Origin of the sequence: Jeotgalibacillus sp. JSM ZJ347 (genome assembly GCF_044383825.1) — a bacterium.
Taxonomy (GTDB): domain Bacteria; phylum Bacillota; class Bacilli; order Bacillales; family Jeotgalibacillaceae; genus Jeotgalibacillus.
In genome coordinates this window covers 382,581-398,115 of record NZ_JBISEN010000001.1, presented here as the reverse complement: position 1 = coordinate 398,115, position 15,535 = coordinate 382,581, and the positions used below count along the sequence as shown (strand labels likewise).

Annotated in this window: 16 protein-coding genes; all 16 read right to left on the bottom strand. The window is 41.7% G+C overall.

From position 1 onward, the window contains the following. Positions 1-34: 34 nt before the first annotated feature. The gene (gene spo0A / locus ACH6CZ_RS02015; protein ID WP_374096495.1) at positions 35-802 is read right to left on the bottom strand and encodes a sporulation transcription factor Spo0A; all 768 of its coding nucleotides are present in this window, start codon (positions 800-802) and stop codon (positions 35-37) included. A gap of 243 nt (positions 803-1,045) precedes the next feature. Continuing rightward, entirely contained in the window at positions 1,046-2,041 is a 996-nt protein-coding gene (spoIVB, locus tag ACH6CZ_RS02010) for a SpoIVB peptidase (RefSeq protein WP_374095758.1), read from the bottom strand. Positions 2,042-2,135: 94 nt separating this feature from the next. After that, complete coding sequence (gene recN, locus ACH6CZ_RS02005; RefSeq protein ID WP_374095757.1) at positions 2,136-3,830, bottom strand: DNA repair protein RecN; 1,695 nt, start codon at positions 3,828-3,830, stop codon at positions 2,136-2,138. 16 nt (positions 3,831-3,846) lie between these two features. Beyond that, complete coding sequence (ahrC, locus tag ACH6CZ_RS02000; protein WP_374096494.1) at positions 3,847-4,296, bottom strand: transcriptional regulator AhrC/ArgR; 450 nt, start codon at positions 4,294-4,296, stop codon at positions 3,847-3,849. 140 nt (positions 4,297-4,436) lie between these two features. Next, positions 4,437-5,279: a TlyA family RNA methyltransferase gene (locus ACH6CZ_RS01995; protein ID WP_374095756.1), complete on the bottom strand. Its 843-nt coding sequence runs from the start codon at positions 5,277-5,279 to the stop codon at positions 4,437-4,439. A gap of 2 nt (positions 5,280-5,281) precedes the next feature. Continuing rightward, on the bottom strand, positions 5,282-7,174 hold the full coding sequence (dxs, locus tag ACH6CZ_RS01990; RefSeq protein WP_374095755.1) for a 1-deoxy-D-xylulose-5-phosphate synthase: 1,893 nt from the start codon (positions 7,172-7,174) through the stop codon (positions 5,282-5,284). Positions 7,175-7,246: 72 nt separating this feature from the next. Beyond that, positions 7,247-7,834: a hypothetical protein gene (locus tag ACH6CZ_RS01985; protein WP_374095754.1), complete on the bottom strand. Its 588-nt coding sequence runs from the start codon at positions 7,832-7,834 to the stop codon at positions 7,247-7,249. 663 nt (positions 7,835-8,497) lie between these two features. Beyond that, positions 8,498-9,376 carry a polyprenyl synthetase family protein gene (locus ACH6CZ_RS01980; RefSeq protein WP_374095753.1) on the bottom strand — a complete coding sequence of 293 codons (879 nt, stop codon included), beginning with the start codon at positions 9,374-9,376 and terminating at the stop codon, positions 8,498-8,500. Beyond that, on the bottom strand, positions 9,373-9,606 hold the full coding sequence (gene xseB / locus ACH6CZ_RS01975; RefSeq protein WP_374095752.1) for an exodeoxyribonuclease VII small subunit: 234 nt from the start codon (positions 9,604-9,606) through the stop codon (positions 9,373-9,375). The genes ACH6CZ_RS01980 and xseB overlap by 4 nt, the downstream gene beginning before the upstream one ends. Further along, positions 9,593-10,954, bottom strand: coding sequence for an exodeoxyribonuclease VII large subunit (gene xseA / locus ACH6CZ_RS01970; RefSeq protein WP_374095751.1), 1,362 nt, complete (start codon positions 10,952-10,954; stop codon positions 9,593-9,595). Before xseA ends, xseB begins: the two co-directional genes overlap by 14 nt. A 69-nt stretch (positions 10,955-11,023) precedes the next feature. Then, complete coding sequence (gene folD / locus ACH6CZ_RS01965) at positions 11,024-11,869, bottom strand: bifunctional methylenetetrahydrofolate dehydrogenase/methenyltetrahydrofolate cyclohydrolase FolD (protein ID WP_374095750.1); 846 nt, start codon at positions 11,867-11,869, stop codon at positions 11,024-11,026. Positions 11,870-11,889: 20 nt separating this feature from the next. Continuing rightward, positions 11,890-12,291, bottom strand: a complete 402-nt coding sequence (nusB, locus tag ACH6CZ_RS01960; RefSeq protein WP_374095749.1) for a transcription antitermination factor NusB — start codon at positions 12,289-12,291, stop codon at positions 11,890-11,892. 172 nt (positions 12,292-12,463) lie between these two features. Continuing rightward, entirely contained in the window at positions 12,464-12,877 is a 414-nt protein-coding gene (locus ACH6CZ_RS01955) for an Asp23/Gls24 family envelope stress response protein (protein WP_374095748.1), read from the bottom strand. A gap of 12 nt (positions 12,878-12,889) precedes the next feature. After that, a complete protein-coding gene (gene accC, locus ACH6CZ_RS01950; RefSeq protein ID WP_374095747.1) occupies positions 12,890-14,251 on the bottom strand; it encodes an acetyl-CoA carboxylase biotin carboxylase subunit in 1,362 nt (453 codons plus the stop codon). A gap of 16 nt (positions 14,252-14,267) precedes the next feature. Next, positions 14,268-14,768 (bottom strand): acetyl-CoA carboxylase biotin carboxyl carrier protein, encoded by a 501-nt coding sequence (accB, locus tag ACH6CZ_RS01945; protein ID WP_374095746.1) that lies wholly within the window; start codon positions 14,766-14,768, stop codon positions 14,268-14,270. Positions 14,769-14,984: 216 nt separating this feature from the next. Further along, on the bottom strand, positions 14,985-15,530 hold the full coding sequence (locus ACH6CZ_RS01940; protein WP_374095745.1) for a SpoIIIAH-like family protein: 546 nt from the start codon (positions 15,528-15,530) through the stop codon (positions 14,985-14,987). Positions 15,531-15,535: the final 5 nt, after the last annotated feature.

The following is a 15,535-nucleotide window of genomic DNA, read 5'->3' as shown; positions in this document are numbered from 1 at the left end:
CAGTTTGGATACTGGCGTTCTGTCTACTTATTTGTCAGCTTGCTTTATGCTCAAGTCTCAGCTTGTCTGCAACCATCGCAATAAATTCACTATTAGTAGGTTTTGACTTTGCAGCTGATACGGTATAACCAAACATATTTGTTATTGCATCTACGTTACCGCGGTTCCACGCAACTTCAATTGCGTGACGGATCGCCCGCTCAACACGTGAAGATGTTGTATTAAATTTCTTAGCAATATCAGGATATAAAATTTTTGTAATTGAGCCCAGCAGTTCGATGTCATGATACACCATCGAAATCGCTTCTCTTAGATACATATACCCCTTAATATGAGCAGGTACACCTATCTCATGAATAACACTTGTGATGCTCGCGTCGAGGTTTGGCTTTTTATTTTTCTCACGCTTTGCACCGCTCATCATCGGACGTTCTTTTTTACCAAGTACCTGACGGATCACCTGCAGCAGGTTTTCCATGTCAAACGGCTTTAGAATAAAGTAGGATGCACCAAGTTCAAGCGCTTTAGACGTTACATCTTCCTGGCCGAATGCAGTCAGCATAATCACATGGGGGTTCTTTTCAAGCTCAAGCTCTTTCATTTTTTCAAGTGCATTCAATCCATCTATATGAGGCATTATGATATCAAGCAGGCAGACATCCACTGATGTTTCTTCTATCATATCTAGAAATTCCTGCCCGTTAAATGCAGTACCAACTACCTCCATGTCAGGCTGATTGTTAATAAATGTTTCTAATGTTGATACTAATTCACGATTATCATCAATAATACAAACCTTCATCTTCTCCACTATAATTCCTCCCCATTATGATTTCTCACTTAATGTATTCGACACGCGGAAATAAATCCCTTCTCATTGTAAGACTTTTTTAAAAAATATACAATTTTTCTTTCGAATACTCTTGTATGCTCTATTTTTCGATATATTTCAACATTAACTGACATAATGTCGAATTCATTTACAGTTTATCATGAAATTCCACAAGGTCCAACTTTTTTACAGATATGTACAAAAAAGAACAGGTTAGGAGGCCTGTTCTTTCAGCATATCTTCTATATAAAGTGCATATCCCTCATTTGGCTGGTGAATTAATACATGTGAAACTGCGCCAATTAATTGTTCATTCTGTATGATCGGACTTCCACTCATCCCCTGAATAATTCCACCTGTTTTATCAATTAAACCAGGGTCAGCCAGACGGATCTTCATCCCTTTTTCTCCACTTGGAAGCGTCGCATCTGTTTCAAGAATTTCGATTTGAAAGGCTTCAATATCCTGTCCTTTTAATACAGTCAAAATTTCAGCTTTTCCTTTATTTACTTCATGCTTTTGAGCAGTTTTCATTGCTTTTGCACCTTCACCACTGATCTCACGCTGAAATAATTCACCAAATATGCCGGTCGATGCATTCTTTTTTATTTCACCGAGCATGCTAGTTTTATCATTTAAATATGCAATTTTACCACCCGGACTGCCTGCCCTGCTCTTTTGAATATCTCTGATATCTGCTGCTTTAATATGACCACTTTTCATTTCAACAGGCTGTCTGGTATGCTGCTCAGAAACAACATGTCCAAGCGCTCCAAAACGGAGTGTTTCAGGATCAATATAAGTTAGTGTTCCGACTCCGTAGATCTCATGCTTTGCAAAAAATCCAAGTTGTGATTGACCGTGTTCATTTTTAACCAGCTTTACTTGTTTTGTGAATGTGCTTTTATCTCTGATTACTTCAAGACTGATCGTTTCTTCTGACTGAACTTTACTAATTAAAGTGTTCAATTCCTCTACAGTTTGAATTTTTTTTCCGTTTACGCTGCTGATTCTGTCTCCGATTTTAATTCCAGCCCGCTCTGAAGGAGATATTTCATTACTAGGAGCATAAAAACCCGTGACTAATACACCATTTGTTTCAAGAACAATTCCAATTGACTGACCGCCTGGTATCAGTTCGATTGCAGCACAATATTGTGCTGTTACAGAGCTAAAGACTAAAACGGCTAGAATCAGCTTTTTGATCATCTGCATCCCTCCTCTCCACTAATTATAATTTGAGCGAAAAGAGGAAAAATATCAGCAAGCCAAAAGAAAAAAGCTATCCGTTAATGGATAGCTTTTACACAGCTGACTTTTTGATTGTATGCGCCAGGTTAATCAACTCTTCTGCGTGACTGATGGTCAGATCGGTAATTTCAACTCCTGAAATCATTCTGCTGATTTCCTTCACTCTGTCCTCTTTATCGAGAGGACTGACACTCGTGTGCGTACGATCATTTTTCACTTCTTTTGAAATAAACAAATGACGGTCGCTGATCGCAGCTACCTGAGGAAGGTGGGAAATACACAGCACCTGCGAGTGGGATGAAATTGAATAAATTTTTTCAGCAATTGCCTGCGCAACCCTTCCACTGACGCCGGTATCAACCTCATCAAATATAATGGAAGTGATCCCCTGGTGCTGAGAGAAGATTGTTTTAAGCGCAAGCATCATTCTCGAAATTTCTCCGCCTGATGCTACTTTGATTAATGGTTTTAACGGTTCACCCGGATTTGTAGAAATATAAAATTCGATTTCATCCACGCCATCCGCTTTGTATTGGTCAGGTCTGGTTTCAGCAAAATATACTTTAAAGACAGCCTTATCCATGTAGAGTGCTTTTAATTCACCATGAATCGCTTCTGTTAAAATATCTGCCCACTTTCTTCTGAGAGCAGATAAATTTTCAGCTTCTACAGATAAATCTTTTTTGACTGATTCAAGTTTATATTTCAATTCTTCGAGTGATGAGTCTTTATTTGTAATGGCTTCAATTTCTTCTTCAATACCTGAGAAATATTCCATTATATCTTCAATGCTTGAGCCGTATTTACGTTTTAGCTGATTGATTTCATTCAGTCTGTCCTCAATCATCTGGAGTCTCTCTGGATCAAATTCAAGCCCATCCAAATGCTGCCTGATCTCCCTTGCTGAATCTTCGAGCAGATAAAACTGGCTGCTGATTGCGTCACTGACATCTTTTAATTCGACATCAATAGCAGCGGCGTGTTCCATATTCGACATAGCCAGGCCCGTCCAATCGAGTCCGCGCTGTTCACCCTGAAGAGCATCGTATGCAGTTTGCAGTGATTCATACAGCTTTTCGAAATTGGACAGCCTGATTTTTTCCTCCATCAATTCTTCATCCTCATTAATTGAGAGATCAGCATCCTGAATTTCCTTATACTGAAACTGAATCAGATCAAGTCTGTGTGCCATTTGCTGATCATTTTCAGATAATGATCTGATTTGCTTTTTTAGATCGGCATAGACGTCATAAATTTCCTGATAATTGTTTTTTGCTTCACTGATTTCTTTAGCGCCGAATTGATCAAGCAGATTAATATGAGCGGATTCATCCATCAATTCCTGACTTTCATGCTGACCGTGTATATCAATAAGCGCACTTCCTACCTCGCGTAAAATAGAAATTGTTACGAGCTTTCCATTTATACGGCATGAACTTTTACCGGAAGAAGAAATATCTCTTTTCAGCAAAACCATTTCGTCTTCGATCTCGATACCGAATTCCTGGCACTTATTAAATACCGGGTGGCCGGCAGGTGCTGAAAACACACCTTCTATTTCAGCTTTCTTTTCGCCGTGTCTGACAAATTCAGCCGAACCCCTTGCACCTACAAGGAGCTGAACCGCATCTATAATAATCGACTTACCTGCCCCTGTTTCACCAGTCAATACTGTAAGACCTTCTTCTAGAGACAAAGACAGTTCATCTATAATCGCAAAATTACGTATTGATAAGTCCTGTAACAAACAACATCACCCCTGTTTAAAGCATATCAATAAAGCGTTTTGAAATCGTATCCGCTTCATCCTCTGATCTGCATATAATTAAGCAAGTATCGTCCCCGCAAATGGTACCGAGAATTTCGTCCCAGTCCAGATTGTCGATTAATGCCCCGATTGCGTTCGCATTTCCGGGCAGAGTTTTCATAACAAGCAGATGACCGGCACCATCAATTCTTACAAAGGCATCCGTTAACGTTCTTTTTAGTTTCTGAAGCGGATTAAAGCGCTGGTCAGCCGGCAGAGAATATTTATATCTGCCGTCATGAAGAGGCACTTTTACTAAGTGCAATTCTTTTATATCCCTTGAAATCGTAGCCTGTGTAACAGGAAATCCTGCATTTTTTAATTCATCTACAAGTTCATCCTGTGTTTCTATATCATTATTCACAATAATTTCTCTGATTTTAATATGTCTTTGACCTTTATTAATCATCTCTTCACTCCGTCTGTATGAATATTTATGCTTAAATATACAGTTATCTTAACGTACATTTTCCATTTTGTACACTAACGTGAGCAGAAGTGGCCGGTCATATTTGCAGAAGCGTAAAGTCATAAATAAAGAACAGCCTATAGGCTGTCCTCAACTTTTGTTTTTTTAAAACTTTTATGCGCTTCTGATACGACATCTTCAAGTTTAACGCTGCTTGAAATCTCACCTTTTCCCGATTCTATTGTCTGAAGATGAAATAGAAACTCTATATTTCCATCTCCTCCTGTAATCGGTGAAAATGATGCATTTAACAAACTGAAGCCGCACTCTGTTGCAAAATCAGAAATTCTTTTTACCACTTCAAGATGTACATGATGATCTCTGACAATTCCTTTTTTTCCTACCTGTTCCCGCCCTGCTTCAAATTGTGGTTTAACGAGCGCAAGTACATCACTTCCCGGCTTAAGTAATGTCTTTAAGACCGGAAGAATGATCCTTAATGAAATAAAGGATACGTCAATAGAAGCGAAATCAGGTAATCCCTGTGACAGATCTTCAGGTGTCAGGTACCTGAAATTTGTTCTTTCCATGACAATAACCCTTGGGTCCTGTCTCAGTTTCCAGGCAAGCTGGTTATAGCCTACATCCACTGCATAGGACTGTCTGGCACCATTTTGAAGTGCACAGTCAGTAAATCCTCCTGTTGAAGAACCCACATCAATCATACATTTATCCTGTACATCTATATTGAATTCCTTTAGTGCCTTTTCAAGCTTCAATCCACCCCGGCTTACATAAGGCATCACTTTGCCTTTAACCGTTAGCACTGCATCTTCAGGGATTTTTTCTCCAGGCTTGTCAAGTCTGGTTTCATTATGAAAAACCAGCCCTGCCATAACCGCTCTTTTCGCTTTTTCACGTGTTTCTGCAAGTCCCTGATCCACAAGTAGAATGTCAACTCTTTGCTTTTTTATTTTCATGCTCAGGCTCTTTTCTCCTTCAATGGAACAATCGACCTGATGACATTTACAACCTGTTCGGAAGTAAGGTCGATTTCTTCTAACAGCTGATCAACATTTCCATGTTCAATAAACTGATCTGGAATCCCCATTCGCTCGATCTTAGCATGAGAGAACTGCTGATCGTGAGCGAATTCAAGTACCGCACTTCCAAACCCGCCCTGCAGCACTGCTTCTTCGATTGTCAGAATCGGCATATTTACAGCAAGTAAATCCTTTACCATTGCCTCATCAAGAGGTTTGATAAATCTTGCGTTAATCACTTTGACTGAAATTCCCTCTTCTTCAAGCTCTTTTGCAGATTCAAGCGCCATTGGTATGGTCGTACCAAACGTAAGAATTGCTGCATCAGTTCCTTCTTTCAGGACTTCCCAGCTGCCAATAGGAATCTGCTGCAGTGTTTCATCCATAGGAACACCAAGCCCGTTTCCTCTCGGATATCTCATGGCAATTGGGCCATCATCATATGCTAATGCTGTATGCACCATATGCTGACCTTCATTTTCATCTTTTGGCATCATAACAACCATATTTGGAAGGCTTCTTAAGAAAGCAACATCAAATACACCCTGATGCGTCTCGCCGTCTGCCCCTACAAGGCCTGCACGGTCTACACCAATAAACACATTCAGATTCTGGCGGCAAATGTCATGTACAACCTGATCATAAGCACGCTGAAGGAATGTGGAATAGATCGCAAGGAACGGTTTCATATTCTGCGTTGCAAGACCTGCAGATAACGTCGTTGCATGCTGTTCTGCGATTCCGACATCAAACATTCTGTCAGGGAATTCACTCGCAAACCCTTCAAGCTTTGAGCCGACCGGCATTGCAGGTGTAACTGCAACAATCCGCTCATCGGTTCTTGCTTCTTTACGAACAGTTTCAGCAACAAGCGCGCTCCAGCCTGGTGCCTTTGCAGATGATTTAATCAGATCACCTGTGTCGATTTTATAAGGGCCTGTTCCATGCCAGGTGCCGACTGTATCGTTTTCAGCCGGATGAAAGCCTTTACCTTTTTTAGTGATTACATGAAGGATCACAGGACCCTTTGTTTTTTTAGCGTATTTAATATTTTCATCTAGCTCATCAAAATTATGTCCATCAACAGGCCCTAAATAAGTGAAGCCCAGCTCTTCAAAGAACATACCTGAAACAAGCAGATACTTGAGGCTGTCCTTAACCCGTTCAGCCGCAGATGCAAGCCTTCCGCCAACAGCCGGCACTTTTTTGATCAGATATTCCAAATCATCTTTGGCTTTATTATACTTGCCTGCCGTTCTCATACGTCCAAGCACACTATGCAGTGCACCAACGTTTGGTGCAATTGACATTTCATTGTCGTTTAAGACAACGATCATATCTTTTTGTTCGTGACCAATGTGGTTAAGTGCTTCTAGCGCCATGCCGCCTGTTAAGGCACCGTCTCCGATAATTGGAACAACATAATTGCTGTCTCCTTTTATATCTCTGGCAATCGCCATACCCATGGCAGCTGACAGCGAAGTTGAACTGTGTCCGGTTTCCCAGACATCGTGCTCGCTTTCAATCATTTTTGGGAATCCGCATAACCCTTTATATTGTCTGAGCGTATCGAATTGATCAGCCCGTCCTGTAAGGATTTTGTGTACATAGGACTGGTGGCCGACATCCCATAGAAATTTGTCAGCAGGGCTGTCGAAATGCTTATGAAGCGCAAGCGTCAGTTCCACAACTCCCAGATTCGGTCCAATATGACCGCCGGTTGCTGATAATTTTTCAATCAGAAATGTACGGATTTCCTCACTTAATTCAATTAATTGTTCTTTGTTCAGGCTTTTTAGAAAACCAGGGCCTTTAATTTGATTTATCTCCACCCGGATCACTCACTTTCTCTAGAGGGGATGACGGGATTTTACAAAAAAGCCCGCTGCACCCCAAAATGAATTCTATTTCGTTTTCTTTGTATCTTTCATTATAACAATGTGTAGCTTTTCCTCAAGAAATTGTAGGGTTTTTCCCACCCTGAATATGATATCTTTGGAAAAAGTGATTGCCAGGGACTTTCCCATCGCTTTTCCGCCAACAGTGAGCGCTGCAATCAGACTCGTCAGTCCGATATTTATTGAACTTTCTACAAGTGAACCCTGACCAAGCTGAAGTTCATTAGCAAGCTGGATAATCACAATGGCTGCAGCTGCCCCGCTGATGATACCGGCAATATCGCCGATCACATCGTTACAGAAACTGGCAAAACGGTCTGCATTCCTGACAATTCGTATGGCATGCTTAGCACCGTATACTTTTTTGGCAGCCATAGCGTGAAAAGGCTGTTCTTCGCCAGCTGCTGCTGCAATACCCAGCATGTCAAAAAATACGCCGATTACTACAATCATCAGCACGACGATCAGTCCTACAGTCCAGTTCACCTGATTAAGTATACTTGTGGAAAGAAGTGAAAAAATAGCCGCTAACACTCCTGTGATAACGGCTATCGTAACACTCCATTTTATTGTTTTATGTAAGAAGCTGTTCAATCGATATCACACCTATCACTAAAAAAGGGGGTGGTCGTGATCAGAGTTAACATTACGGCTTAGGTCCAGTAGGTTTTCCCAATTCGACACCGGCTGTTGCCATACCGGCGGTTTCCCATTATATCGAATTCGGCAGGGTTACCCGCTGCCGGACTGGATTACCACTTAGTCCGCACTCTAATCCTCTGAACACGTGTGTGTACAGTCTAGGAGATTTCCCCGGCAGCCCTGATCCAGATTCCTTATCCTCTTTTGCAGAAGTGATTTCATACGGGCTGAAAAGAACATATTAATGGCCAACTAATGTGTTCTCTGTAACCGTAATCCCCTCACCTTCCACTCAAGGCAGGCTACGCTGTGGCTGATTGTCATCACTTCCACAGGTTCATACAATCATTCACCTGCATATGCTTTATGCCAGCTGAGAATGAAAGCCTCCGCGGTAAGCGGGTCATCGCCCACATGCCATTGTGGATCGCCCGCAAACCTTACTCCCAGAAAAAGCCCAAAGCTGGGCGCCTCAAGCCTAAACCAGGAACTTCATCGATATGCCCTTTAGTGGATTTTTAGGCCCACCTTCGGAAACGGCGGACTGACTAGAATACTGCACCACCCATTTATGGCAGTATAACATATTCATTTTTCCGATGTCTTGCAATAAACTCAGTTTTTACGACTTCCAATTAAATCACTCAGCTCTAGTAGCAGCACAGGTTCTTCATGCAGATCATAAAGTAAGCCTCTCGCTTCAGCAAGGTGGTAAGCCAGTTTCTCTTTTGCCTGATCCATCCCGAGTATGGCAGGGTACGTACTCTTCTGACGCCCTTCATCACTGCCGACAGGTTTCCCTATTTCTTCCACCTTGCCTTCGACGTCCAAAATATCATCTCTGATTTGAAATGCAAGACCAATATGCTCAGCGAATTGTCGTAACTGATTTAATTCATTTTGACCGAGACCGCTCAGTAGTCCTCCTGCTGTTGCAGCAAACTCAAGCAGCCTGCCAGTCTTCCGTCTGTGAACTGATTCAAGTTCTTCAAGTGATAATGGCTTATTCTCGCCTTCAATATCAGCGATTTGACCACCGACCATTCCCTCTGCGCCTGAAGCGCTTGATAGCATGGAAATAATGCTTACTTTCGATTGAGGATCAATTGAAGAGTCAGCGACAAGTTCAAAGCTTTTTGTCAGTAACGCATCTCCTGCTAGTATCGCAACTGCTTCACCGTAGACTTTATGGTTGGTAGGCAGACCTCTTCTCAGGTCATCATCATCCATACTTGGCAGATCATCATGAATCAGCGAATACGTATGGATCATTTCAAGCGCCGCTGCTGTTTTTAAGCCTTTTTCAGTTTCACCTCCGAACGTTTCCATCACAGCAAGCAATAATAACGGACGGATTCTTTTCCCGCCTGCATTGATCGAGTACAGCATTGATTCCTTTAGTGTTTCAGGAGCGTTGAGTTCCCTGATGGCAGAAGTAAGCTCCTCTTCTATCAGGATTCTTTGAGTATGACTGAATTTTCCAAGCGCATTCATTCAGATAATTCCTCCGGATCAATCGGCGTTTCCCCGTCCTCAGTCATCATCACAGCAAGCTGCTTTTCCGCACTTTGCAGTTTTTCATGACACAACTTTGAAAGTTCAACACCTTTTTTATAATAATCAATCGCTTCTTCTAAAGGGACATCTCCCTCTTCAAGCTTCTCCACTATTTTTTCAAGGCCTTCCATTGCTTCTTCAAACGAATATTCTTTATTTTTCTCCATTATGATCACGCTCCACTTTTTGATCCACTTTACAGATTAAATCTGCGGTTTGAAGTGACACTTTAATTTTATCTCCAGCTTCTACCTGACTGCTACTTTTAATAAGCTCGTCTGATTCATTAAATACGAGAGAATACCCTCTGTTCATGATTTTCAGCGGGCTCAGCGCTTCAAGGGATGCTGAAGCCTGAATAAAACGCTGCCGTCCTGCGTTTACTTTTTTCACTGTCGTATGCTCAAGCCGGTCCACGAGCCGGTCGAGGTTATTTTTTTTACGTTCTATCTGGCTTGACGGGTTAAGTCTGATTAACCGCTCATGCATTCTTTCTCTTTTTAATTCAGCATTTTGAAGGTATTTTGCACTCTCCCGGTACAGCCGTTCATTTAATCTGTCTAACTGCTGTGCGTGCGGTTCAATCATTTTTCCAGGTTTTCTGAATACCATTGAGTCCGTATATTTTTTGAGCTGCTGCTTTTGATTCTGAATCAGCTGCGAGATTGATCTGTGGGCTCTTATTTCCATATTCATCACCCGTTCTCTGACCTCTTCAATATGCGGAACAGCGATCTCCGCTGCAGCAGTAGGGGTTGGCGCGCGCAGATCAGCAGCAAAGTCTGCAATCGTCACATCTGTTTCATGTCCCACAGCAGAAATGACCGGTACAGGAAAGGATGCAATCTCCCTTGCGACCTGTTCATCATTAAATGCCCACAGCTCTTCAATAGATCCGCCGCCACGGCCGATAATTAATAGATCAAGAGAAGAATCCCTGCTGGCATCATTTAGTGCCTGGATAATAGAGGGTACAGCTTTTTCACCCTGAACAGAACACGGGTAAAGGCAAATTGTGGCAATTGGGTATCTCCTTGCGGCTGTCGTCATAATATCTTTAATTACTGCCCCGGATGCAGATGTAATGACCCCTATATTTTCAGGATAGGGCGGTAAGGTCCTTTTTTTATTTGGATCAAATAAACCTTCTTTTTGGAGCTTTTCCTTCAGCTGTTCATAAGCAAGGTAAAGCGCACCTACACCATCCGGTTCCATTTTTTTCACATATAACTGATATTGTCCGCTTGATTCAAAAACTGAAACATCCGCCTGAAGCAGAACTTCCATGCCGTTTTCCGGCTTAAACTTTAATGATCCGGCTGCGGATGAAAACATTACCGCACTGATCCGTGTTTTCTGATCTTTTAAAGTAAAATATATGTGTCCGCTTGACGGCTGCTTCAGATTTGATATTTCACCCTTAATCAATACCCCGGATAAATGGGGATCAGCGTCAAATTTTCTTTTTATGTATTTTGTCAGTGCACTGACAGTTATGTATCTTAAAGTGGACATTTTAACACTCCTAAATATGCAAAAGCGGTTCCGAGAAACTAACCGGAACCGCTAAGCTGAAGCTTTATGTTATCTTGAAAAACGCTCAGCTGATTCAACTGTATTAAACAGCAGCATTGTGATCGTCATTGGACCAACACCGCCTGGAACAGGGGTGATGGCTGATGCTTTTTGGCTGCACTGTGAGTAATCGACGTCTCCGCATAATTTCCCTTCATCATCACGGTTCATACCAACATCTATCACAACTGCGCCTTCTTTAATATGATCTGCAGTGATCAGATTGCGTATACCTGCAGCAGCAATTAAAATATCCGCCTGACGTGTATGCGCTTTTAGATCTGCTGTTTTAGAATGACAGTATGTGACGGTCGCACTTTTACCGAGCAGCAGCTGACCCATCGGTTTACCGACAATGTTACTTCTGCCGACAACAACAGCATGTTTCCCAGCAGGGTCAATCTCATGATGTTCGAGCATTTTCATAATTCCGTTTGGCGTACACGGATAAAATGCTTCTCCGCCTGTCTGCAGCCTCCCGATATTGATCGGATGAAATCCATCTACATCTTTTGAAGGGTGTATCGCTTCAATAACTGATGTTTCGTTAATATGATCAGGCAGCGGTAATTGAACAAGAATTCCATGAATTGATGAATCATTATTCAGCTCCTGAATAATATCAAGAAGCTCTGATTCAGTAGCAGAAGCAGGTAATTTCACAAGCTTCGAATAGATATCGAGTGCTTCACATGCCTTTTGCTTCATTGAGACATATGTTTTTGAAGCCTGGTTATCTCCGATCAGGACCACTGCAAGTCCCGGCTTTACGCCATTCAATTGTGCAATTCTGTTTTTCAATTGTTCACGCATCGATTGAGCAATTTTTTTACCATCAATGATTTCAGCTGACATTCAACATTTCCTCCCGTGATTCAATCACGTGAATGTAAGTTTGCAACTACCTTTGAAAGAAGGCCATTCACGAATTTGCTTGATTTTTCATCACCGAAACGCTTTGAAATTTCAACCGCTTCATTCAGGACCACATTGTGAGGAACATCTTCTTTTTTATATAATAGTTCATACAGTGCAACTCTCAGAATGTTACGGTCTACTCTTGCAAGTCGTTCGATCTTCCACTTTTCAAGATGATTCTGTATAACCTGATCAATCTCAGACAGGTGACCGCTAACACCCTCTACCAGGTCTGTTAAATAATCGTCGTTTTTTTCGTCTTCCAGAATATTTTCAATCGCTGTTTCCGGCGTCATTTCATTCATTTCCATCTGGAACAACGCCTGCAGCGCTTTCTCTCTGGCCGTTCTTCTTTTCATTTCTGGTTTAACTCCTTCTCTATTTGCATAATATCCATGTCTACAAAAGATCATAGCATAAAATGAAGCTCCCTACTAACTCAACATGACACGAATTTTAAAATTCAAGAAAGGTATGCGCTTACACTCCTAAAAAAAAGACAACAGCCATTTCAGCTGTTGTCTCATGTTGTTATTCTTTCTCTTCATCTTCAGTCTTAGCTGATTCAAACTGGATACCCACTACATGAATGTTTACTTCATCTGCTTCAAGTGCAGTCATATTAAGGAGCGTCTGTCTGATATTATCCTGGAGCTTCTGCGCAACTTCAGGAATTGCTGCACCAAACTTCACTGTACAATAGACGTCAAGCACAATTCCTTCGTCACCGAGCTCAACTTTAATTCCCTTACCGTGATTTTTCTTACCGAGCCTCTCAGCAACACCTGATGCAAAATTGCCTCTCATCTGTGCAATACCATCAACTTCAGAAGCTGCGATGCCTGCGATCACTTCAATCACTTCAGGTGCAATTTCAACTTTACCAAGCTGGTTTTGTGCAATGCTGCTCATTTGTAATAAATTATTTTCATTTTCAGCAGTCATATGATCCCCCTCTTAATCAGCCTTTTTTGTCATGATATCATACTTCTCAAGAAATTTCGTATTGAAGTCTCCACCTGTAAATACATCATGGCTTAACAGCTTTAAATGGAATGGAATCGTAGTATGAACACCTTCAACAACAAACTCAGATAACGCACGCTTCATTTTCGCAATTGCCTCTTCACGTGTAGCCCCATACGTAATTACTTTAGCGATCATAGAATCATAATATGGCGGGATTTCATAACCAGTATATGCAGCTGAATCAACTCTTACACCAGGACCGCCCGGTGGAAGATACATCGTAATCTTTCCTGCTGAAGGCATAAAGTTCTTTTCAGGATTCTCAGCATTGATTCTGCACTCCATTGACCATCCTGTAAATGTTACTTCATCCTGTGAGATGCTGAGTTTTTCACCAGCAGCAACTTTGATCTGTTCTTTAATCAGGTCTACACCTGTCACCATTTCTGTTACAGGGTGTTCAACCTGAATTCTTGTGTTCATTTCCATGAAGTAAAATGATTTTTCATTATGGTCATAAATGAACTCAACTGTCCCGGCGCCTGTATAACCAACAGCTTCAGCCGCTTTCACAGCAGCATCACCCATTTTTTCACGGACCTCCTGATCAAGTGCAGGGGAAGGCGTTTCTTCAAGCAGTTTCTGAAGTCTTCTCTGGATTGTACAGTCGCGTTCTCCGAGATGGATCGTCTGCCCATGTGTATCAGCCATCACCTGAATTTCAACGTGACGGAAATCTTCAATGAACTTTTCTATGTACACACCCGGATTTCCAAAAGCAGCTTCAGCTTCTCTTTGCGTTGCCTTAATACCTTTTTCAAGATCCTCTTTGCTTTTTGCCACGCGGATTCCTTTACCGCCTCCACCGGCAGTTGCTTTAATGATGACTGGATATCCCATTTCTTCAGCGAGAGCGAGTCCGTCTTCAACTGAGGCAATTATCCCTTTTGAACCTGGAACAACCGGTACTCCCGCTTCTCTCATCGTTTCACGGGCTACATCTTTTGTTCCCATTTTAGAGATTGCTTCAGGACTCGGTCCGATAAATGTAACGTTGCAGTCTCTGCACAATTCAGCAAAATCAACGTTTTCAGCCAAAAAGCCGTAACCCGGGTGGATTGCATCAGCACCCGTCAGTTTGGCAGCTGAAATCACATTCGTAAAGTTTAAATAACTGTCTTTTGATAGTTTCGGTCCAATGCATACCGCTTCATCTGCAAGCTGAACGTGAAGTGCCTCTTTATCCGCTTCTGAATAAACAGCGACGGTTTCAATGTTCATTTCTTTACACGCACGAATCACGCGTACTGCGATTTCTCCCCGGTTGGCAATTAATACTTTTTTTATCATACGTATTCTCTCCTAACTACTTTTTAACAAGAAATAGAGGCTGTCCGTATTCAACAAGCTGGCCATTTTCTACGAGGATCTTAACAATTTCCCCTTCAGTTTCAGCTTCAATTTCATTAAATAATTTCATTGCTTCAACAATACAAACCGTTGTATCAGCAGATACTTTTGAACCCACTTTTACAAATGGCCCGGCATCCGGTGATGATGCTTCATAAAAAGTTCCTACCATCGGTGATTTAATCTCTGTTGTATTCTCAAGGTCTGCTGCAGGCTCCGGCTGAGCTTCCTGAACTGGCTCAGGCTGCTTTTCCTTTTGTGCAGGAGCAGGTGCTTTTACTTCTTCTGCTGGCTGAACAACTGGCTCAGCCTGCTGAACCGGTTCTGAATAATCAGCTGATTTTTTAGCCTGCTTTCTCAGTTTCAGTTTTTCGCCATCCTGTTCATATGTAAATTCATCAATTGAGGATTGGTCGATTAATTTAATTAGTTCTCTGATTTCTTGTACTTTTAACATATTTTACACTCCCTGATCATCATATTAATTAGCAGCAGCTGCTATTATCATACGCTAATACTTAACCAAAATTCAAGACAGGCAAGAAAAGAGCAGATAAAACGCTTTCACAAATCTGATTGTAACACAAATTTTGTTTCCTAAAATAACTGAACACCATAAAAAAAATGCCCTTTAAGCCTCCTGACGGTGGCTTAAAGGGCATTTTAGCTGAGGTTATTCTGCCGGTTCAAACATGACAGATACAAAAGTATTTTCTCCCATTTCTCTGCGCCCAAGCTGAACCAGCTCATTGGCGGCTTCTTTGGAATGCTCGTGTTCAATCGACTTAACTGTAATTAATACTCGATCATCATCTGTTCTGACCAGTGCATCTTCATACCCCATTGCCCTTATCATCGTTTCGATCAGTTTTTCCTTTGACTCAAGTCGATTCAGCTCTTCCATGGCTTCATAAGCTTCATCTTTTTCGGCTGCTGAAAAATCGGCTGAAGCGACTTTAGATGTCAGCTGTTCTTTCAATGCGCTTCTTTCGTCCTGAACTTCCATTCTCAGTACATTGAACAAATCTTCAGGTGAGCCTTCAGTTGACACTTCCACTTCATCTTCAAATACCCACTCTTCACCATCTTCAGTGCTGACAACTTCAGAATCCTCATATGTAACGGCAGTCTGAGAAGTCGGTGACATGACATAGTAAACCGACAGCAGGACTACAAGACCAATCATTGTCAATAGCCAGACAGTTTGCTTTTTCAACATACGCT

Coding starts and splice junctions, on each gene's coding strand:
- accC (WP_374095747.1), bottom strand. CDS start 14,251: ATGATAAAAAAAGTATTAATTGCCAACCGGGGAGAAATCGCAGTACGC.
- folD (WP_374095750.1), bottom strand. CDS start 11,869: ATGTCAGCTGAAATCATTGATGGTAAAAAAATTGCTCAATCGATGCGT.
- spo0A (WP_374096495.1), bottom strand. CDS start 802: ATGAAGGTTTGTATTATTGATGATAATCGTGAATTAGTATCAACATTA.
- ACH6CZ_RS01995 (WP_374095756.1), bottom strand. CDS start 5,279: ATGAAAATAAAAAAGCAAAGAGTTGACATTCTACTTGTGGATCAGGGA.
- ACH6CZ_RS01955 (WP_374095748.1), bottom strand. CDS start 12,877: ATGACTGCTGAAAATGAAAATAATTTATTACAAATGAGCAGCATTGCA.
- xseA (WP_374095751.1), bottom strand. CDS start 10,954: ATGTCCACTTTAAGATACATAACTGTCAGTGCACTGACAAAATACATA.
- ACH6CZ_RS01980 (WP_374095753.1), bottom strand. CDS start 9,376: ATGAATGCGCTTGGAAAATTCAGTCATACTCAAAGAATCCTGATAGAA.
- nusB (WP_374095749.1), bottom strand. CDS start 12,291: ATGAAAAGAAGAACGGCCAGAGAGAAAGCGCTGCAGGCGTTGTTCCAG.
- ACH6CZ_RS01940 (WP_374095745.1), bottom strand. CDS start 15,530: ATGTTGAAAAAGCAAACTGTCTGGCTATTGACAATGATTGGTCTTGTA.
- spoIVB (WP_374095758.1), bottom strand. CDS start 2,041: ATGATCAAAAAGCTGATTCTAGCCGTTTTAGTCTTTAGCTCTGTAACA.
- accB (WP_374095746.1), bottom strand. CDS start 14,768: ATGTTAAAAGTACAAGAAATCAGAGAACTAATTAAATTAATCGACCAA.
- xseB (WP_374095752.1), bottom strand. CDS start 9,606: ATGGAGAAAAATAAAGAATATTCGTTTGAAGAAGCAATGGAAGGCCTT.